The sequence below is a fragment of the Pseudomonas sp. D47 genome, assembly GCF_045447305.1.
GTDB lineage: Bacteria > Pseudomonadota > Gammaproteobacteria > Pseudomonadales > Pseudomonadaceae > Aquipseudomonas.
Window position 1 is genome coordinate 425,409 of record NZ_JBJGXU010000001.1, and the last position, 18,294, is coordinate 443,702.

Here is an 18,294-nt window from a genome sequence, read left to right on the forward strand (position 1 = left end):
TGATTGCATTTCGGGTCAGGCCGGTTGCGCGACGCCAAACGCGCCCTGGCGCAACAACAACACCACCAGCCCCAACGCCCCGGCTGCCATCAGCCACGGCAATGCATGCCCGCTGATCCACTGGCTGCCCGCACCGGCCACCAGCGGCCCGATCAGGCAACCGATGCCCCACAACTGCGCCACGTGGGCATTGGCGCGCACCAGCGCATCGTCGCGGTAACGCTCGCCGATCAGGATCAGCGACAAGGTGAACAACCCACCGGCACTGGCGCCGAAGACCACCCACACCGGCCAGATCAGCGGCGTGTGCAGTAACAGCGGAATCGCCAGGCTGGAGGCCAGCAACAGCAGCGCACAGCTCAAGAACAGCGTGCGTCGCGGCAGATAGTCGGCCAATGCGCCAATGGGCAATTGCAGCAACGCATCGCCGACCACCACCGTACTGACCATGGCCAAAGCAATCTCGGCCGTGAAACCTTGCTGCAGGCAATACACCGGCAGCAGCGTCAGAATCATCGCCTCGAATGCAGCGAACAACGCCACCGCCCAGGCAATCGCCGGCAGGCCCCGGCAAAAACGCCACAGATCGCCGAAGGTGACGCTGAAGGATTCGGCCGTCGGCGCACCGGAACGCCCGAGCAACAGCAGCGGCGCGACCATCAACAGGCCCACGCCCACCCAGAAGCCGTAATCATGGTCGGTGCCGAGCACGCCCAGCAGCAATGGCCCCGACAATTGGCTCAAGGCATACGTGCAGCCATACAGCGCGACCAAGCGGCCACGCCACTGCTCCACCACCAACTGGTTGATCCAGCTTTCACCGAGGATAAACACGATGGTCAGGATCACCCCGATCATCAGCCGCAGCACCAGCCAGACCGGGTAGCTGGGCAGGATTGCCAGCAGGCCGATGGACACTGCACCGGCCCACAGGCACAAGCGCATCAGGTTGGCGGTGCCCAGCCATGAAGCCATGCGGCTGGAGACCTTCGCGCCCAGTAGCACGCCGAAGGCCGGCATGGCTGCCATCACCCCAATGGCGAAACTGCCGTAGCCCCAGCTTTCCAGGCGCAGGGACACCAGCGGCATGCTGACGCCCAGGGCCAGGCCAACGCTGAGTACCGAGGCCAGGACGGCGAAATAAGTCGCCCAACGCATTTCCACGCTCCTGTGGATAATTTTCTGGGTTTCAAACGAACTGTAGGAGCGAACTTATGTGGGAGCCGGGCTTGCCAGCGATGCAGACGCCTCGGTGTGTCAGTCACACCTTGGTGCTGCTATCGCAGGCAAGCCAGCTCCCACACCAGCTTGCTCCTACAGGGGATCAGCAGTATTGCTTAGAGCTTGATCCAGGTCGCCTTCAGCTCGGTGTACTTGTCGAAGGCGTGCAGCGACTTGTCGCGACCATTACCCGACTGCTTGAAGCCACCAAACGGCGCGGTCATGTCGCCGCCATCGTACTGGTTGACCCATACGCTGCCAGCGCGCAAGGCCTTAGCGGTCAGGTGTGCCTTGGAGATATCCGCCGTCCACACCGCCGCGGCCAGGCCGTATTGGGTGTCGTTGGCAATGGCGATGGCTTCTTCGGCGCTGTCGAAGGTGATGACCGACAGCACAGGGCCGAAGATCTCTTCCTGGGCGATCCTCATGGCATTGGTCACACCGTCGAAAATCGTCGGCTCAACGTACGTGCCACCGGTTTCTTCCAGGGTGCGCTTGCCGCCCGCGACCAGCTTGGCGCCGTCGGCGTGGCCGGCTTCGATGTACGACAGCACGGTGTTCATCTGCTGGGTGTCCACCAGCGCGCCGACGGTTGTTGCCGGGTCCAGCGGGTTGCCTGGCTTCCAGCCCCTGAGGGCCTCGATCACCAGCGGCAGGAATTTATCCTTGATTGAACGCTCGACGAGCAGTCGCGAACCGGCGGTGCAGACTTCGCCCTGGTTGAAGGCGATGGCGCCCGCGGCGGATTCGGCAGCCGCTTGCAGGTCTGGCGCATCGGCAAACACGATGTTCGGGCTCTTGCCGCCGGCTTCCAGCCACACGCGCTTCATGTTCGACTCGCCGGAGCGGATCAACAGTTGCTTGGCAATCTTGGTGGAGCCGGTGAACACCAGCGTGTCGACGTCCATGTGCAGCGCCAGTGCGTTACCCACAGTGTGGCCGTAGCCCGGCAGCACGTTGAATACGCCTTTTGGAATACCGGCCTCAACGGCCAGGGCCGCGATGCGGATGGCGGTCAGCGGGGACTTTTCGGACGGCTTGAGGATGACCGAGTTACCGGTCGACAGCGCTGGGCCGAGTTTCCAGCAGGCCATCATCAGCGGGAAGTTCCACGGCACGATGGCGCCAACCACGCCGACTGGCTCGCGGGTTACCAGGCCGAGTTGATCATGCGGGGTGGCGGCAACTTCGTCGTAGATCTTGTCGATCGCCTCGCCGCTCCAGCTCAGGGCATTGGCTGCACCTGGGACGTCGATACCGAGCGAATCACTGATCGGCTTGCCCATGTCCAGGGTTTCAAGCAGCGCCAGCTCTTCGGCATTGGCCTTGAGCAACGCGGCGAAACGGATCATGGCGGCCTTGCGCTTGGCCGGTGCCAGGCGCGACCAGACACCGGAATTGAAGGTGGCGCGGGCATTTTCTACAGCGCGCTGGGCGTCGGCGGCGTCGCAACTGGCAACGGTGGCCAGTAGGCGGCCATCGACCGGGCTGATGCATTCGAACGTGTCACCGGAAACGGCGGCGGTGTATTCGCCATTGATATAGGCGCGGCCTTCGATCTTCAGATCCTTGGCGCGTTGTTCCCAGTCGGCACGGGTCAGGGTGGTCATGCGAGTGTCCTCCTCTTATTGAATACAAGGGCCAGGTGATGTCCCCCGGCAGCCTCAAAGAATTCTTGCCCGGCCAGCCTGCTGTTCGGCTCAAGGCAGCTGCCACCCTAAACCAGCGGCTGGGGGTGTTTCAATATATTTGACACAACGGCGGTAAACACCCTTGCGATGTTCATTTTAATAAACATAGACTTTGGGCTCTCCAACCGCAGGCCAGACGGGACACGCACATGAGCATCCAGGACATCGTCGACTTCAACCAAGCCAACACCGCCCCCGAACGCTACCGGCCTGCCGCCGAAAAAATCCTCAAGGGCGACCCCGAGCAAACGCTCTACAACCACTACAACAGCCCGTGCGGCCAGATGAGTGCCGGGGTTTGGGAAGGCGAAGTCGGGCAGTGGAAGGTCAATTACACCGAGCATGAGTACTGCGAGATCGTGCAGGGCGTATCGGTACTGCGCGATGCCGATGGCAACGCCAAGACCTTGCGTGCCGGCGACCGCTTCGTGATCCCCGCCGGGTTCAGCGGCACCTGGGAAGTGCTGGAGCCGTGCCGCAAGATCTACGTGGTGTTCGAACAGAAAGCCTGACGCGGAGCGTCACAGGCGGCGTTCCCACGCAGTGCGTGGGAACGCGCAGGCAAAAAAAAGCCCGCATCGTGAGATGCGGGCTTTTTTTCACAAGGAAGAAAATCAATTACTTGATTTTGCCTTCTTTGTAGATCACGTGCTTGCGAACGCGCGGGTCGAACATTTTCTTTTCGAGCTTGTCCGGGGTAGTACGCTTGTTCTTGTCGGTAGTGTAGAAGTGACCAGTACCGGCGCTAGAGATCATTCGAATCAATTCACGCATGATAGAGCTCCTTAGATCTTGCCAGCGGCGCGGATTTCGGCCAGCACGACAGTGATGCCACGCTTGTCGATGATACGCATGCCTTTGGCAGATACACGCAGGCGAACAAAACGTTTCTCTTCTTCAACCCAGAAGCGGTGATGCTGCAGGTTCGGCAGGAAACGACGACGGGTTTTGTTATTTGCGTGGGAAATGTTATTCCCAGTCACCGGACCCTTACCGGTAACTTGACAGACTCTCGACATGCCTCAGCCCTCTAAAACCACATGCCCAACCCGGCATGGGTTGGCCGCTTAATCTCTCAGTCATTTGGCGCCAGGCGCCGCGTTTCTTTAAGGGTCTTACCGGCTACACCTACAGTGAAGGAACCGGGCCCCTAGAAAAGAGCGCTGCTTTATACCAGAAAGACCCCAATGCAACAACAGCCCGTGTGTTTTTACCGGCGTAAATCTCGGCGACAGACGCCTGAACCGTTGCCAGGAGGGGCCGCAGTGAAAGCCGACCGCTCGTCGCACAGAATGATTTACAGCGCCCGCACGCACGGTGAAGTGCACGGCGAAACGCGCTGAGGCGCCATCAAAACAGCATTTGGGCCAAAAGCACAGGCAAAAATGGGCTAGTCATTTATCAATCAGACCACTACGGTAGGCTTTTTCCAGACTGCACTCGCAGATGGGCCTTCGATCTGCAAAGGAAACCAAATATGCGCCTCGCAGCCCTACCGCTATTGCTAGCCCCTCTATTTATCGCGCCGACGGCCCTGGCGGCTACCAGTTTGAGCGTTTGCACCGAGGCCAGCCCCGAAGGGTTCGATGTGGTGCAATACAACTCGCTGACCACCACCAATGCCTCGGCCGACGTACTGATGAACCGCCTGGTGGACTACGACGCCACCCACGGCAAGCTGGTGCCGAGCCTCGCGGACAGCTGGGAAGTCTCGCCGGATGGCCTGACATACACGTTCAAGCTGCACCCAGGCGTGAAATTCCACCGCACCGAATACTTCACCCCAAGCCGCAGCCTGACCGCCGAAGACGTGCGTTTCAGCTTTGAACGCATGCTCGACCCGGCCAACCCGTGGCACAAGATCGCCCAGAGCGGTTTCCCGCATGCGCAGTCGCTGCAATTGCCGACACTGGTCAAGAAAATCGACGCCCTCGACCCGCTGACCGTGCGCTTCACTCTCGATCACGCCGATTCGACCTTCCTCGCCGCCCTGAGCATGGGCTTTGCTTCGATCTACCCGGCCGAATACGCCGACAAGCTGCTCAAGGCCGGCAGGCCTGAAAAGCTCAATAGCCAGCCGATCGGCACCGGTCCATTTGTGTTCGTACGCTTTCAGAAAGATGCGGTGGTTCGCTACAAAGCCAACCCGGAGTACTTCGCCGGCAAACCGGCTGTGGATAACTTAATCTTTGCCATTACCCCGGATGCCAACGTGCGGCTGCAGAAACTGCACCGTGACGAATGCCAGATCGCCCTATCGCCTAAGCCTTTAGACGTAGGCGAAGCCGAGAAAGACCCGGCATTGAAGGTGGAAAAAACCGCCGCCTTCATGACTGCCTTCGTGGCCATCAACAGCCAGCACCCACCACTGGACAAGCCCGAAGTGCGCCAGGCAATCAACCTGGCGTTCGACAAGAACAGCTACCTCAAAGCCGTGTTTGAAGGCACCGCCGAAGCGGCCAATGGCATTTACCCACCCAATACCTGGAGCTATGCCAAGGACTTGCCGGGTTATCCACACGACATCGCCAAGGCCAAGACGCTGCTAGACCGCGCCGGGCTCAAGGACGGCTTCAAAACCACCCTCTGGACCCGCCCAACCGGCAGCCTGCTGAACCCCAACCCCAACCTCGGTGCACAGCTGTTGCAGGCAGACCTGGCCAAGATCGGCATCCAGGCCGAGATTCGCGTGATCGAGTGGGGCGAACTGATTCGCCGCGCCAAGGCCGGTGAGCATGACCTGCTGTTCATGGGCTGGGCCGGCGACAACGGTGACCCGGATAACTTCCTCACCCCACAGTTCTCCTGCGCGGCAGTAAAATCCGGTACCAACTTCGCGCGCTACTGCGACCCCGCGCTGGACAAACTGATCAGCGCCGGCAAGACCACCAGCGAGCAAGGCGTGCGTAGCAAGCTGTACCAACAGGCTCAGGCGCAGATCCAGCAGCAGGCCTTGTGGCTGCCGCTGGCGCACCCGACCGCGTTCGCCCTGGCCCGCAAGAATGTCGAGGGCTATCAGGTAAGCCCGTTCGGGCGCCAGGATTACTCCAAGGTCAGCATCAAGCCTTAAGCACCCGCCCCGCCCCAATGGGGGGCGGGGCTACAGCCACCCGTATTCCGCCATTGACAGCGGGTCGCCATCGCCCACGATGATGTGATCCAGCACCCGCACATCCACGACTTCCAAGGCCTTTTGCAGCAACTTGGTCAATTTTCGATCAGCCGCACTCGGCTCGACGCTCCCCGAAGGATGGTTGTGGCACAGGATCAATGCTGCCGCGTTGTACTCAAGTGCGCGCTTGACCACTTGCCGGGGATAAACCACGGCAGCATCAATGGTGCCCTGGAACAACGCCTCGAAGCCCAGCACCCGGTGCTTTGAGTCGAGAAACAGGCAGCCGAAGATCTCGTGGGGCTCATGACGCAACAACGCCTTGAGGTAATCGCGCACGGCCAAGGGGCTTTCCAGCACCGACTCCTTGCGCAGGCTTTCGGCCATATGGCGCCGGGACATTTCCAGCACGGCCTGCAACTGAGCAAATTTCGCCGGCCCCAGCCCCAAATGTCTGCTGAACAGCGTCTGGCTGGCCTCCAACAATGGGCGAAGGCCACCGAATTGCGCCAACAAATGGCGTGCCAAGTCGACCGCGCTTTTGCCGGAAACCCCGGTACGCAGGAAGATCGCCAACAGCTCGGCATCCGACAGGCTTGCCGCGCCCCATTCCAAAAGTTTCTCCCGTGGACGTTCCGCCACAGGCCAATCGCGAATACTCATCCCACCTCCGTGTGCGTGTGCGCCGCTGTTGCCTCGCGGACGCTGTGTTATCTTAAGCCCTCTTTTTTGCGTGCGATTTCCCCTGGGGAGGGGGCATCGCAGGCGTCACTGAACTGGCATCACTGAACTGGAAAGGCAAACCAATGCAGCGTCTGTATCGGAAACGCATCGTTCTCGGCGTCGGCGGCGGCATTGCCGCCTACAAGAGCGCAGAGCTGGTTCGCAGGCTCCTGGACCAAGGCGCCGAAGTGCGCGTGGTCATGACCCGCGGTGGCAGTGAATTCATCACCCCGCTGACCATGCAAGCCCTGTCCGGCCACCCGGTTCACCTCGACCTGCTGGACCCGGCGGCAGAAGCCGCGATGGGCCATATCGAGCTGGCCAAATGGGCCGACCTGGTACTCATCGCCCCGGCAACCGCCGACCTGATCGCCCGCCTCGCCCAAGGCATCGCCGATGACCTGCTGACCACTTTGGTTCTGGCAACCGACGCCACCGTCGCCATTGCCCCGGCCATGAACCAGGCCATGTGGCGCGACCCGGCCACCCAGGCGAACACCCAACTCCTGCAAAGCCGAGGCCTCAAAGTGTTCGGCCCCGCGTCCGGCAGCCAGGCCTGCGGCGATGTCGGCATGGGCCGCATGCTCGAAGCCACCGACCTGGCGCTGTGCGCCGCCGAGTGCTTCCAGCACCTGGCCCTGACCGGCAAGCACGTGCTGATCACTGCCGGCCCGACCCAGGAAAACATCGACCCGGTGCGCTACATCACCAACCATAGCTCAGGAAAAATGGGCTTTGCCTTGGCGGAAGCGGCGGTCGAGGCAGGCGCGCGCGTCACCTTGATCACCGGTCCGGTGCATTTGCCGACGCCTGATCGGGTCACGCGCATCGACGTAGTCAGCGCCCGAGACATGCTGGCGGCCTGTGAGGCAGCGATTCCCTGCGATCTGTTTATCGCGTCGGCAGCGGTCGCGGACTACCGCCCGGAAGTCGTCGCCCCGCAAAAGCTTAAGAAAGACCCTACAAGTGGCGACGGCCTGCTCCTGCAAATGGTGCGCAACCCGGACATTCTGGCAACTATCGCCACGCGTCCAGACCGCCCGTTCAGCGTCGGCTTTGCCGCCGAAACCGAACATCTGCTGGACTACGCCGCACGCAAATTGAAAGATAAAAACCTCGACCTGATCGTTGCCAATGATGTCGCCAACCCGAGCATCGGCTTCAACAGTGAGGAAAATGCCATCAGCGTGATCGACCGCGAGTTGCACGCCACCGTTTTCGCCCAGACCAGCAAGGGCAAGATTGCCCGCCAACTGATCTCATTTATCGCCCAACGGCTGAACCAGGTTTAATTTACATGCACGCTTTGCAAGCCAAGATTCTCGACCCCCGCATCGGCAACGAATTCCCACTGCCGGCCTACGCCACCCCAGGCTCCGCCGGGCTGGACCTGCGCGCCATGCTCAAGGAAGACACGGTCCTCGAGCCGGGCCAGACCATTCTGATTCCCACCGGCCTGTCGATCTATGTGGGCGACCCGGGCTTGGCGGCACTGATCCTGCCGCGCTCCGGCCTGGGCCACAAACACGGTATCGTGCTGGGCAACCTCGTTGGCCTGATCGACTCCGATTACCAGGGCGAGCTGATGGTATCGTGCTGGAACCGTGGCCAAACCGCCTTCAACATTGCTGTCGGCGAACGCATCGCCCAGCTGGTACTGGTGCCGGTGGTGCAGGCGCACTTCGAGCTGGTTCAGGAGTTCGACGAGACCCAGCGCGGCGCAGGCGGTTTTGGGCATTCCGGCAGTCACTGACTAAGCTGAAACAGGCCGGGCACCCTTGTCCGGCCCGACGCCACCGCAAGGCTTTTCAGGACGAAGAATGCGCGGACCTAATGAGCAATATTTCCCCATTAGAATCAATGCATTACGTGGAATAAAGCATGAAGCGCGAGCGCCGATGGCATTTTTGCACCACGAACTCTCTGCCAAAAAAGTCGTCATACCCTTCAGTTTGAGCCCGCCGGTCAGCCACATTCAGGCCAGCTTTGCCCCCTTCAGATGGAGTTTCACCTCGCGATGAGTACCGCAGCCCGAGTAGCCCCGACATTCCCCGACAGCATCTTTCGCGCCTACGACATTCGTGGCGTGGTGCCCAAGACCCTGACCGCCGAAACCGCTTACTGGATCGGCCGCGCCATCGGCTCCCAGAGCCTGGCCCAGGGCGAGCCTAACGTCTCGGTTGGCCGTGATGGCCGCTTGTCCGGCCCGGAGCTGGTAGAACAATTGATCCAGGGCCTGGCCGACAGCGGCTGCCACGTCAGCGACGTCGGCCTGGTGCCGACGCCTGCGCTGTACTACGCAGCTAACGTACTGGCCGGCAAGTCCGGTGTCATGCTCACCGGCAGCCATAACCCGTCGGACTACAACGGCTTCAAGATCGTCATCGCCGGTGACACCCTCGCCAACGAGCAAATCCAGGCGTTGCACGACCGCCTGAAGACCAACGATCTGACCAGCGGCACCGGCAGTATCACCAAGGTCGACATTCTTCAGCGCTACTCCGACGAAATCACCAGCGACGTCAAACTCGCGCGTCGCCTGAAAGTGGTAGTGGACTGCGGCAATGGCGCGGCCGGCGTGATCGCCCCGCAACTGCTCGAAGCCCTGAACTGCGAAGTGGTCCCGTTGTTCTGCGACGTCGACGGCAACTTCCCTAACCACCACCCGGACCCGGGCAAGCCTGAAAACCTGGTGGACCTGATCGCCAAGGTCAAGGAAACCGGCGCCGATGTAGGCCTGGCCTTCGACGGTGATGGCGACCGCGTCGGCGTGGTGACCAACACCGGCGAGAACGTGTTCGCCGACCGCCTGCTGATGCTGTTTGCCCGCGACGTGGTGGCCCGCAACCCCAACGCCGAAATCATCTTCGACGTGAAATGCACCCGCCGCCTCACCCCGCTGATCAAGGAATACGGCGGTCGCCCACTCATGTGGAAGACTGGCCACTCGTTGATCAAAAAGAAAATGAAGGAAACCGGCGCGCTGTTGGCCGGTGAAATGAGCGGCCACGTGTTCTTCAAAGAGCGCTGGTTCGGGTTTGACGACGGCATTTACAGCGCCGCCCGTCTGCTGGAGATCCTCAGCAAGGAAAAATCTACGGCGCAGGAGCTGTTTCAGACCTTTCCGAATGATATTTCTACGCCAGAGATCAATATCCATGTGACCGAGGAGAGCAAATTCAGCATCATTGACGCACTGCACGATGCGCAATGGGGTGAAGGCGCCAACCTGACCACCATTGATGGTGTGCGAGTCGATTACGCCAAAGGCTGGGGCCTGGTTCGCGCGTCCAACACCACACCGGTGCTGGTCCTGCGTTTCGAGGCGGATACCGAGGCTGAGTTGCAGCGCATCAAGGACGTGTTCCACGCCCAGTTGAAACGTGTTGCCCCTGATCTCCAATTACCGTTCTGATTTTTTACCGGAGCCCTGAATGACCCTCGAACGCGAAGCCGCTGCCAATACTGCCAAGGTCCTGTCCGAAGCGTTGCCTTACATTCGACGCTACGTCGGCAAGACGCTGGTGATCAAGTACGGCGGCAATGCCATGGAAAGCGACGAGCTGAAAACCGGCTTTGCCCGCGACATCGTGTTGATGAAAGCCGTCGGGATCAACCCGGTGGTGGTGCACGGTGGTGGCCCGCAAATCGGCGACCTGCTCAAGCGCTTGTCGATCGAGAGTCACTTCATCGATGGCATGCGCGTCACTGACGCGCAGACCATGGACGTGGTGGAGATGGTCCTCGGCGGCCAGGTCAACAAAGACATCGTCAACCTGATCAACCGTCATGGCGGCAGCGCCATCGGCCTGACCGGCAAGGACGCGGAGTTGATCCGCGCAAAAAAACTGACCGTTACCCGTCAGACGCCGGAGATGACCCAGCCGGAAATCATCGACATCGGCCAGGTAGGCGAAGTGATCGGCATCAACACCGACCTGCTGAACCTGCTGGTCAAAGGCGACTTCATCCCAGTGATCGCGCCAATCGGCGTGGGTGCCAATGGTGAGTCTTACAACATCAACGCCGATCTGGTAGCCGGTAAGGTGGCTGAGGCGCTGAAAGCTGAAAAGCTGATGCTGCTGACCAACATCGCCGGCTTGATGGACAAGGAAGGCAAGGTGCTGACCGGCCTGACTACCCAGCAAGTGGACGAGTTGATCGCCGACGGCACCATCTACGGCGGCATGCTGCCGAAGATCCGTTGCGCACTGGAAGCAGTGCAAGGCGGCGTGGGTAGCTCGCTGATTCTGGATGGCCGCGTGCCAAATGCAATCCTGCTGGAAATCTTCACCGATACCGGTGTGGGCACGCTGATCAGCAACCGCAAGCGTCCTTAATCGGCAGAAAATAAAAAGGCCCCGCTCAATCAAATTGAGCGGGGCCTTTTTTGTTGGCACTCGATCCAAATGTGGGAGCTGGCTTGCCTGCGATGCCTGCACCTCGGTAAATCAGTTGTACCAAGGTGATGCTATCGCAGGCAAGCCAGCTCCCACACGGGTCCGCGTGCCGGATGGGTTTCGGTGTCAGACGCCGAACTGCTCGCGGTATGCCTTGACCGCCGGCAAATGCTGCTTGAGCTGCGGATCGTCTTCCAGGAACTGCAGCACCTGGTTCAACGACACAATGCTCACTACCGGAATGCCAAAATCACGCTCCACTTCCTGGATCGCCGACAATTCGCCATTGCCGCGCTCCTGGCGGTTCAGTGCGATCAACACACCGGCAGCCTTGGCACCGTCCTGGGAAGCGATGATCTGCATCACTTCACGGATGGCGGTGCCGGCCGTGATCACGTCGTCGATGATCAGCACGTCGCCTTTGAGTGGAGCCCCGACCAGGCTGCCGCCTTCGCCATGAGCCTTGGCCTCTTTGCGGTTGAAGCACCACGGCAAATCCAGCCCATGATGTTCCGCCAACGCCACGGCAGTCGCGGCCGCCAGAGGGATGCCCTTGTAGGCTGGGCCGAACAGTACGTCGAAGGAAATACCGCTTTCAACGATGGCTGCCGCGTAGAAACGACCCAGCTGAGCCAGGGCCGAACCCGAGTTGAACAAGCCTGCATTGAAGAAGTAAGGGCTGGTGCGCCCGGACTTCAAAGTGAACTCACCGAAGCGTAAAACGCCGCGATCGATGGCAAAACGAATGAAATCGCGTTGATACGCCTGCATGAAAAAAGCCTCAGATACCACGGATTTAGCTAATTAGGTAGACGGCGTGTATCATACACGCACGCGATTTTTGGGGCCATTTATGCGGATCATCAGTGTGAACGTCAATGGTATTCAGGCTGCAGTCGAGCGTGGTTTGCTCAGTTGGCTGCAAGCACAGAATGCCGACGTCATCTGCCTGCAGGACACCCGCGCCTCCGCCTTTGAACTGGACGACCCAGCCTTCCAACTGGATGGCTACTTCCTTTATGCCTGCGATGCCGAAGTGCCCACCCAAGGTGGCGTGGCTTTGTACTCGCGGTTGCAACCCAAGGCGGTCATCAGCGGCCTCGGCTTCGAGACAGCCGACCGCTACGGGCGCTACCTGCAAGCCGATTTCGACAAGGTCAGCATCGCAACCTTGCTGCTCCCTTCGGGGCAGAACGGCGATGAAGACTTGAACCAGAAGTTCAAGCTAATGGACGATTTCGCCCGTTATCTGGATAAACAGCGACGCAAACGTCGCGAGTACATTTACTGTGGCTCGCTGTACGTGGCGCAACAAAAGCTGGATATCAAGAACTGGCGCGACAGCCAGCAATCCCCGGGCTTCCTGGCGCCGGAACGTGCCTGGATGGACGAGATTGTCGGCAACATGGGTTATGTCGATGCCCTGCGCGAAGTCAGCCGCGAAGGCGACCAGTACAGCTGGTGGCCGGATAACGAACAGGCTGAGATGCTCAACCTGGGCTGGCGTTTCGACTATCAGCTGCTGACACCTGGCCTGCGCCGCTTTGTTCGCAGCGCACGCCTGCCGCGTCAGCCACGGTTCTCGCAGCATGCGCCGCTGATCGTGGACTACGACTGGACACTGACCATCTAAGGTCTTTTTCCAGGCACAAAAAAACCGACATCGCTGTCGGTTTTTTTGTGGGTGCTCATTATTTGACCAGCCGCCAGGTAAAGGGATAGCGATAGGCGATCCCCTTGTTGGCCTTGATCGAACCGATGATGGTCAGCACCACGGTCGCAATCGCCAAGGCAGTCATCAGGAAAAAGCCGATAACCGCGAAGGCCAACACGATGCAAACCAGCCAGGCAATGGCTACGGTGATCTGGAAGTTCAAGGCTTCCTTGCCCTGATCATCAATGAACGGGTCCACTTCTTTCTTCATCTGCCACAGGATCAGCGGCCCTACGACACTGCCGAAGGGGAACACAAACCCCAGAAACGCCGCGAGGTGACACAACATTGCTCCCTGACGCACTTCGTAGGAAGGCGTGGGCACGGGAAGTTGACTGTCATTCATGGCGTTTCTCCTTGAGGCCGGCTCAGTCAGCCAGCGCGGCGTTCTGCAGTTCGAAGATTTCGGTCATACCTTTCTGGGCCAGGGCCAGCATGGCATTCAGGTCGGCCGGCTGGAATGGCGCGCCTTCGGCGGTGCCCTGCACTTCGATGAAACCACCGGTGCTGGTCATCACCACGTTCAGGTCGGTCTCGGCGGCCGAGTCTTCCAGGTAGTCCAGGTCCAGCACAGGCTCGCCTTGGTACATGCCAACCGACACGGCGGCGATCATCTGCTTGAGCGGGTCGCCGGCTTTCAGGCCGCCACGCTTCTTGATCACCTTCAGTGCGTCAGCCAGGGCCACCATGGCGCCGGTGATGGAGGCAGTGCGGGTGCCGCCGTCAGCCTGGATAACGTCGCAATCGACGTACAGGGTCACGTCGCCCAGCTTGGACATGTCCAGGGCTGCGCGCAGGGAGCGACCGATCAGACGCTGGATTTCCAGGGTGCGGCCGCCTTGCTTGCCGCGGCTGGCTTCACGCTGGTTACGTTCGCCGGTGGCGCGTGGCAGCATGCCGTACTCGGCGGTCAACCAACCCTGGCCCTGGCCCTTGAGGAAACGCGGCACGCCGTTTTCGACGCTGACGGTGCAGATCACCTTGGTATCGCCAAACTCGACCAGTACAGATCCCTCGGCGTGTTTGGTGTAGTTGCGGGTGATGCGGATCGAGCGGAGCTGATCGGCAGCGCGACCACTTGGACGTTTCATAGGGGATACCTGTACGGAGGACGAAAAACTGCTGAGCATTATAGAGCCGCGAACCGTTTCGGGGCACTTCTAAAAAATCCGGTTACGAATGGCTGGCCTGGCGCCCATTGTTTGGGCGCGTCCGCCTCACTGCGCTACAATCCTGCGCCTTCGCAGCCTGTCGGCTTCAATTTACCCACCAGCCCGTATTTTCGGGACTGCATCGCGAGGTACCTCCATGGTGCACAGCATGACCGCCTTCGCCCGCGTCGAAAAAGCCGGCGTCCAAGGCACCCTGAGCTGGGAACTGCGCTCGGTCAACAGCCGTTACCTGGAGCCGCACCTGCGCCTGCCGGAATCTTTCCGTGACCTCGAAGGTGCGGTACGTGAAGCGCTGCGCCAGGGTATCTCCCGTGGCAAGCTGGAATGCACCCTGCGCTTTACCGAAGAAACCACCGGCAAACCGCTGCAGGTCGACCGCGACCGCGCTGCGCAATTGGTCGCCGCCGCAGAAACCATCGCCGGCCTGATCAAGCAGCCCGCCGCGCTGAACCCGCTGGAAGTGCTGGCCTGGCCCGGCGTACTGGTAGCCGACGCCACCGACCCGCAAGCCCTCAACGCCGAAGCCCTCGCCCTGTTCACCCAGGGTTTGAAGGAGCTCAAGGCCGGCCGCGAACGTGAAGGCGCCGAACTGGCGCGCCTGATCAACGAGCGCCTGACCTCGATTGAAGATGACGTGGTCACCCTACGCGAGCTGGTGCCGCAGATGCTCGCCACCCAGCGCCAGAAGGTCCTGGACCGCTTCACCGACATGAAGGCCGACCTCGACCCGACGCGCCTGGAGCAGGAAATGGTCCTGCTGGCGCAGAAGAGTGACGTGGCCGAAGAGCTCGACCGCCTGAGCACCCACATCCTCGAAGTGCGCCGCGTGCTCAAGTCCGCCGGTGCCGCCGGTCGGCGCCTGGACTTCCTGATGCAGGAACTCAACCGCGAAGCCAATACACTGGGCTCCAAGGCGTTTGATCCGCGCAGCACGACAGCTGCGGTCAACCTCAAAGTGTTGATCGAGCAGATGCGCGAACAAGTACAGAATATTGAGTAAGGCAACTTCCATGACCCACAGCACCGGCACCCTTTACATCATTTCCGCCCCTTCGGGCGCGGGCAAGAGCAGCCTGGTCAAGGCCCTGACCGACGCTGACGAGCAGATCCGCATCTCGGTCTCGCACACCACCCGCGCCATGCGCCCGGGTGAGGTGAACGGCGTGCACTATCACTTCGTCGAGCGTACCGAGTTCGTGAAGATGATCGAGCACGGCGACTTCCTCGAGCGCGCCGAAGTCTTCGGCAACCTCTACGGCACTTCGCAAAGCCATCTGCAGCAGACCCTGGACGAAGGCCACGACCTGATCCTGGAAATCGACTGGCAGGGCGCCGAGCAAGTGCGTCAGCTGATGCCCAAAGCCCGCTCGATCTTCATCCTGCCGCCGTCGCTCGAAGCCTTGCACCAGCGCCTGACCAACCGTGGCCAGGACAGCGACGAGATCATCGAAGGCCGCATGCGTGAAGCCGTCAGCGAAATGAGCCACTACGTCGACTACGACTACCTGATCATCAATGACGATTTTGCCCACGCTTTGGACGATTTGAAGGCGATTTTCCGCACCAATCAGCTCCAGCAAAAGCGCCAACAGCAGCGTTTCGGCAAATTACTCGCCGAACTGCTCGGCTGATTGGCTCTTCCCAAAACCGCTGCAAGGGCTTTACATTGGCACTTGTAGCGGTTTTTCGAGGGCACGGGAAAAATCAGCGCTTCCCTAAACGCTGGTGATTTTTTAAACTGTTTAGTCCGCTCGCCCAACCGGGCAGCGCGCATCTTGCATTCGCTCCGAGGAATACCATGGCCCGCGTAACCGTTGAAGACTGCCTAGAACACGTGGATAACCGCTTTGAGCTGGTCATGCTCTCTACCAAGCGTGCCCGTCAACTGGCCACTGGCGGCAAAGAGCCACTGGTCCAGTGGGAAAACGACAAGCCTACCGTTGTAGCCCTGCGTGAAATCGCTGAAGGCCTGATGAGCTACGAGTTCATCGCCAACGCCGAGATCGTTGAAGACGAACCGCTGTTTGCAGCGTTCGAGGACGAGTCCAACGAGGCCGTCTAAGCCTATGCCTGGTCGACGTAGCACGGCGCGGGGTCACAGCCAACGGCAGGAGTTAATCCTTTGCCGAGCATAGACGCCCTCGCCGATCGCTTATCGACCTACCTCGGCCCAGACCAGGTCAACCTGGTCCGCCGAGCGTATTTCTACGCCGAACAAGCCCACGACGGCCAACGCCGGCGCAGTGGCGAGGCGTATGTCACGCATCCTCTTGCGGTGGCAAATATTCTTGCCGACATGCACATGGACCATCAGAGTTTGATGGCCGCGATGCTGCATGACGTGATCGAAGACACCGGCATTGCCAAGGAAGCGCTCAGCGCGCAGTTTGGCGAAACCGTGGCCGAACTGGTCGACGGGGTCAGCAAACTGACCCAGATGAACTTCGAGACCAAGGCCGAAGCCCAGGCGGAAAACTTCCAGAAGATGGCCATGGCCATGGCCCGAGACATTCGGGTGATCCTGGTCAAGCTGGCCGACCGGCTGCACAACATGCGCACGCTGGAAGTGCTGTCCGGCGAAAAACGCCGGCGCATCGCCAAGGAAACCCTGGAAATCTACGCGCCCATCGCCAACCGGCTGGGCATGCATGCCATTCGTATCGAATTCGAAGACCTCGGCTTTAAAGCCATGCACCCGATGCGCTCGGCGCGCATCTACCAGGCGGTCAAACGCGCCCGGGGCAACCGCAAGGAAATCGTCAACAAGATCGAAGAGTCCCTGAGCCATTGCCTGGCGATCGACGAGATCGAAGGCGAGGTCAGCGGCCGGCAGAAACACATCTACGGCATCTACAAGAAGATGCGCGGCAAGCGCCGGGCCTTCAACGAGATCATGGACGTGTACGCGTTCCGGATCATCGTCGACAAGGTCGATACCTGCTACCGCGTGCTGGGCGCTGTACATAATTTGTACAAACCCCTGCCGGGCCGCTTCAAGGACTACATCGCGATTCCCAAGGCCAACGGCTATCAGTCGCTGCATACCACGCTGTTCGGTATGCATGGGGTGCCAATCGAGATCCAGATCCGCACGCGGGAAATGGAAGAGATGGCCAACAACGGCATCGCTGCCCATTGGCTGTACAAATCCAGCGGCGACGAGCAGCCAAAAGGTACCCATGCCCGCGCCCGCCAGTGGGTCAAAGGCGTGCTGGAAATGCAGCAACGTGCCGGCAACTCCCTGGAATTTATCGAAAGCGTGAAGATCGACCTGTTCCCGGACGAGGTCTACGTGTTCACGCCCAAAGGCCGGATCATGGAGCTGCCCAAAGGCTCCACGGCGGTCGACTTTGCCTACGCCGTGCACACCGACGTCGGCAACAGCTGCATCGCCTGTCGGATCAACCGTCGTCTCGCGCCGCTGTCCGAGCCGCTGCAAAGCGGCTCCACGGTCGAGATCGTCAGCGCACCTGGCGCGCGCCCGAACCCGGCCTGGCTCAACTTCGTGGTTACCGGCAAAGCGCGCACACACATCCGCCATGCCCTGAAGCTGCAACGCCGCTCCGAATCCATCAGCCTCGGCGAACGCCTGCTGAACAAGGTGCTCAACGGTTTCGACAGCGCCCTGGATAAGATCCCGGCCGAGCGTGTGCAAGCGATGCTCCACGAGTATCGCCAGGAAACCATCGAAGACCTGCTGGAAGATATCGGCCTGGGCAACCGCATGGCCTATGTGGTCGCCCGCCGCCTGCTTGGCGAAGGCGAACAGCTGCCAAGCCCCGAAGGCCCGCTGGCAATTCGCGGCACCGAAGGCCTGGTGCTCAGCTACGCCAAATGTTGCACGCCGATCCCGGGCGACCCGATTGTCGGCCACCTGTCCGCAGGCAAAGGCATGGTCGTGCACTTGGACAACTGCCGCAATATCACCGAAATCCGCCACAACCCCGAGAAATGCATCCAGCTCTCCTGGGCCAAGGATGTGACTGGCGAATTCAACGTCGAGCTGCGCGTTGAGCTGGAGCACCAGCGCGGCCTGATCGCCCTGCTGGCCAGCAGCGTCAACGCGGCCGACGGCAATATCGAGAAAATCAGCATGGATGAGCGCGATGGCCGCATCAGCGTAGTCCAACTGGTCGTCAGCGTGCACGACCGCGTGCACCTGGCCCGCGTGATCAAGAAGCTGCGCGCCCTGACCGGGGTGATTCGCATCACCCGCATGCGTGCGTAGCGCTTCAAATAGTCATCATCTCTTACAAGGAGT

18 protein-coding genes and 1 pseudogene are annotated in these 18,294 nt (G+C 60.5%); 11 read left to right on the forward strand and 8 right to left on the reverse strand.

Annotation, left to right across the window (positions count from 1 at the left end):
* Window positions 1–15: 15 nt before the first annotated feature.
* A complete protein-coding gene (locus ACI77I_RS01990) occupies window positions 16–1,158 on the reverse strand; it encodes an MFS transporter (protein WP_094948714.1) in 1,143 nt (380 codons plus the stop codon).
* A gap of 179 nt (window positions 1,159–1,337) precedes the next feature.
* On the reverse strand, window positions 1,338–2,831 hold the full coding sequence (locus tag ACI77I_RS01995) for an aldehyde dehydrogenase (protein WP_406996863.1): 1,494 nt from the start codon (window positions 2,829–2,831) through the stop codon (window positions 1,338–1,340).
* 230 nt (window positions 2,832–3,061) lie between these two features.
* On the opposite strand from ACI77I_RS01995, the gene ACI77I_RS02000 reads away from it, so the two are divergent.
* Window positions 3,062–3,424, forward strand: coding sequence for a cupin domain-containing protein (locus tag ACI77I_RS02000; RefSeq protein WP_094948712.1), 363 nt, complete (start codon window positions 3,062–3,064; stop codon window positions 3,422–3,424).
* 106 nt (window positions 3,425–3,530) lie between these two features.
* Here ACI77I_RS02000 and rpmG read toward each other — a convergent pair whose 3' ends face one another.
* Both rpmG and rpmB read right to left on the reverse strand, forming a co-directional pair.
* Window positions 3,531–3,686 carry a 50S ribosomal protein L33 gene (rpmG, locus tag ACI77I_RS02005; protein WP_003176906.1) on the reverse strand — a complete coding sequence of 52 codons (156 nt, stop codon included), beginning with the start codon at window positions 3,684–3,686 and terminating at the stop codon, window positions 3,531–3,533.
* 11 nt (window positions 3,687–3,697) lie between these two features.
* Window positions 3,698–3,931, reverse strand: a complete 234-nt coding sequence (gene rpmB / locus ACI77I_RS02010; RefSeq protein ID WP_003176907.1) for a 50S ribosomal protein L28 — start codon at window positions 3,929–3,931, stop codon at window positions 3,698–3,700.
* A gap of 458 nt (window positions 3,932–4,389) precedes the next feature.
* Here rpmB and ACI77I_RS02015 point away from each other — a divergent pair, with 458 nt between their 5' ends.
* The gene (locus ACI77I_RS02015) at window positions 4,390–5,982 is read left to right on the forward strand and encodes an ABC transporter substrate-binding protein (RefSeq protein ID WP_242153482.1); all 1,593 of its coding nucleotides are present in this window, start codon (window positions 4,390–4,392) and stop codon (window positions 5,980–5,982) included.
* A 30-nt stretch (window positions 5,983–6,012) separates the two neighbouring features.
* Here ACI77I_RS02015 and radC read toward each other — a convergent pair whose 3' ends face one another.
* Window positions 6,013–6,687 (reverse strand): DNA repair protein RadC, encoded by a 675-nt coding sequence (radC, locus tag ACI77I_RS02020; protein ID WP_094948710.1) that lies wholly within the window; start codon window positions 6,685–6,687, stop codon window positions 6,013–6,015.
* Window positions 6,688–6,830: 143 nt separating this feature from the next.
* Here radC and coaBC point away from each other — a divergent pair, with 143 nt between their 5' ends.
* The 4 genes and pseudogenes from coaBC (at window position 6,831) to argB (ending at window position 11,087) form a co-directional block, all read left to right on the forward strand.
* Window positions 6,831–8,039 carry a bifunctional phosphopantothenoylcysteine decarboxylase/phosphopantothenate--cysteine ligase CoaBC gene (gene coaBC, locus ACI77I_RS02025; protein ID WP_048723622.1) on the forward strand — a complete coding sequence of 403 codons (1,209 nt, stop codon included), beginning with the start codon at window positions 6,831–6,833 and terminating at the stop codon, window positions 8,037–8,039.
* A gap of 5 nt (window positions 8,040–8,044) precedes the next feature.
* On the forward strand, window positions 8,045–8,500 hold the full coding sequence (dut, locus tag ACI77I_RS02030) for a dUTP diphosphatase (protein ID WP_016975923.1): 456 nt from the start codon (window positions 8,045–8,047) through the stop codon (window positions 8,498–8,500).
* 264 nt (window positions 8,501–8,764) lie between these two features.
* A pseudogene (locus ACI77I_RS02035) lies at window positions 8,765–10,162 on the forward strand (phosphomannomutase/phosphoglucomutase); the annotation flags it as partial.
* A gap of 19 nt (window positions 10,163–10,181) precedes the next feature.
* On the forward strand, window positions 10,182–11,087 hold the full coding sequence (gene argB / locus ACI77I_RS02040) for an acetylglutamate kinase (RefSeq protein WP_015886532.1): 906 nt from the start codon (window positions 10,182–10,184) through the stop codon (window positions 11,085–11,087).
* 186 nt (window positions 11,088–11,273) lie between these two features.
* Here the strand turns inward: argB and pyrE are convergent, their stop codons facing one another.
* Window positions 11,274–11,918 (reverse strand): orotate phosphoribosyltransferase, encoded by a 645-nt coding sequence (gene pyrE / locus ACI77I_RS02045; protein ID WP_063033848.1) that lies wholly within the window; start codon window positions 11,916–11,918, stop codon window positions 11,274–11,276.
* Between the two features lie 82 nt (window positions 11,919–12,000).
* Between pyrE and ACI77I_RS02050 the strand changes: the two genes are divergently transcribed.
* Complete coding sequence (locus tag ACI77I_RS02050) at window positions 12,001–12,780, forward strand: exodeoxyribonuclease III (protein ID WP_003195493.1); 780 nt, start codon at window positions 12,001–12,003, stop codon at window positions 12,778–12,780.
* A gap of 58 nt (window positions 12,781–12,838) precedes the next feature.
* Here ACI77I_RS02050 and ACI77I_RS02055 read toward each other — a convergent pair whose 3' ends face one another.
* Together ACI77I_RS02055 and rph are read right to left on the reverse strand one after the other, a co-directional pair.
* Entirely contained in the window at window positions 12,839–13,207 is a 369-nt protein-coding gene (locus ACI77I_RS02055) for a DUF4870 domain-containing protein (RefSeq protein ID WP_094948707.1), read from the reverse strand.
* A 22-nt stretch (window positions 13,208–13,229) separates the two neighbouring features.
* The gene (rph, locus tag ACI77I_RS02060; protein ID WP_094948706.1) at window positions 13,230–13,952 is read right to left on the reverse strand and encodes a ribonuclease PH; all 723 of its coding nucleotides are present in this window, start codon (window positions 13,950–13,952) and stop codon (window positions 13,230–13,232) included.
* Between the two features lie 217 nt (window positions 13,953–14,169).
* On the opposite strand from rph, the gene ACI77I_RS02065 reads away from it, so the two are divergent.
* From ACI77I_RS02065 to spoT, 4 genes are all read left to right on the forward strand, one after another.
* Window positions 14,170–15,033 (forward strand): YicC/YloC family endoribonuclease, encoded by an 864-nt coding sequence (locus ACI77I_RS02065; protein WP_406996864.1) that lies wholly within the window; start codon window positions 14,170–14,172, stop codon window positions 15,031–15,033.
* Window positions 15,034–15,043: 10 nt separating this feature from the next.
* A complete protein-coding gene (gmk, locus tag ACI77I_RS02070; RefSeq protein ID WP_010168203.1) occupies window positions 15,044–15,664 on the forward strand; it encodes a guanylate kinase in 621 nt (206 codons plus the stop codon).
* A 167-nt stretch (window positions 15,665–15,831) separates the two neighbouring features.
* The gene (rpoZ, locus tag ACI77I_RS02075) at window positions 15,832–16,095 is read left to right on the forward strand and encodes a DNA-directed RNA polymerase subunit omega (RefSeq protein WP_003176920.1); all 264 of its coding nucleotides are present in this window, start codon (window positions 15,832–15,834) and stop codon (window positions 16,093–16,095) included.
* A gap of 60 nt (window positions 16,096–16,155) precedes the next feature.
* Entirely contained in the window at window positions 16,156–18,261 is a 2,106-nt protein-coding gene (spoT, locus tag ACI77I_RS02080; protein ID WP_017735756.1) for a bifunctional GTP diphosphokinase/guanosine-3',5'-bis pyrophosphate 3'-pyrophosphohydrolase, read from the forward strand.
* The last annotated feature ends 33 nt before the right edge of the window (window positions 18,262–18,294 follow it).

What these genes read in the sequence shown, in the direction of transcription:
- ACI77I_RS01990 (WP_094948714.1), bottom strand. Translation starts at nt 1,158, where the DNA reads ATGCGTTGGGCGACTTATTTCGCCGTCCTGGCCTCGGTACTCAGCGTT.
- ACI77I_RS01995 (WP_406996863.1), bottom strand. Translation starts at nt 2,831, where the DNA reads ATGACCACCCTGACCCGTGCCGACTGGGAACAACGCGCCAAGGATCTG.
- ACI77I_RS02000 (WP_094948712.1), top strand. Translation starts at nt 3,062, where the DNA reads ATGAGCATCCAGGACATCGTCGACTTCAACCAAGCCAACACCGCCCCC.
- rpmG (WP_003176906.1), bottom strand. Translation starts at nt 3,686, where the DNA reads ATGCGTGAATTGATTCGAATGATCTCTAGCGCCGGTACTGGTCACTTC.
- rpmB (WP_003176907.1), bottom strand. Translation starts at nt 3,931, where the DNA reads ATGTCGAGAGTCTGTCAAGTTACCGGTAAGGGTCCGGTGACTGGGAAT.
- ACI77I_RS02015 (WP_242153482.1), top strand. Translation starts at nt 4,390, where the DNA reads ATGCGCCTCGCAGCCCTACCGCTATTGCTAGCCCCTCTATTTATCGCG.
- radC (WP_094948710.1), bottom strand. Translation starts at nt 6,687, where the DNA reads ATGAGTATTCGCGATTGGCCTGTGGCGGAACGTCCACGGGAGAAACTT.
- coaBC (WP_048723622.1), top strand. Translation starts at nt 6,831, where the DNA reads ATGCAGCGTCTGTATCGGAAACGCATCGTTCTCGGCGTCGGCGGCGGC.
- dut (WP_016975923.1), top strand. Translation starts at nt 8,045, where the DNA reads ATGCACGCTTTGCAAGCCAAGATTCTCGACCCCCGCATCGGCAACGAA.
- argB (WP_015886532.1), top strand. Translation starts at nt 10,182, where the DNA reads ATGACCCTCGAACGCGAAGCCGCTGCCAATACTGCCAAGGTCCTGTCC.
- pyrE (WP_063033848.1), bottom strand. Translation starts at nt 11,918, where the DNA reads ATGCAGGCGTATCAACGCGATTTCATTCGTTTTGCCATCGATCGCGGC.
- ACI77I_RS02050 (WP_003195493.1), top strand. Translation starts at nt 12,001, where the DNA reads ATGCGGATCATCAGTGTGAACGTCAATGGTATTCAGGCTGCAGTCGAG.
- ACI77I_RS02055 (WP_094948707.1), bottom strand. Translation starts at nt 13,207, where the DNA reads ATGAATGACAGTCAACTTCCCGTGCCCACGCCTTCCTACGAAGTGCGT.
- rph (WP_094948706.1), bottom strand. Translation starts at nt 13,952, where the DNA reads ATGAAACGTCCAAGTGGTCGCGCTGCCGATCAGCTCCGCTCGATCCGC.
- ACI77I_RS02065 (WP_406996864.1), top strand. Translation starts at nt 14,170, where the DNA reads ATGGTGCACAGCATGACCGCCTTCGCCCGCGTCGAAAAAGCCGGCGTC.
- gmk (WP_010168203.1), top strand. Translation starts at nt 15,044, where the DNA reads ATGACCCACAGCACCGGCACCCTTTACATCATTTCCGCCCCTTCGGGC.
- rpoZ (WP_003176920.1), top strand. Translation starts at nt 15,832, where the DNA reads ATGGCCCGCGTAACCGTTGAAGACTGCCTAGAACACGTGGATAACCGC.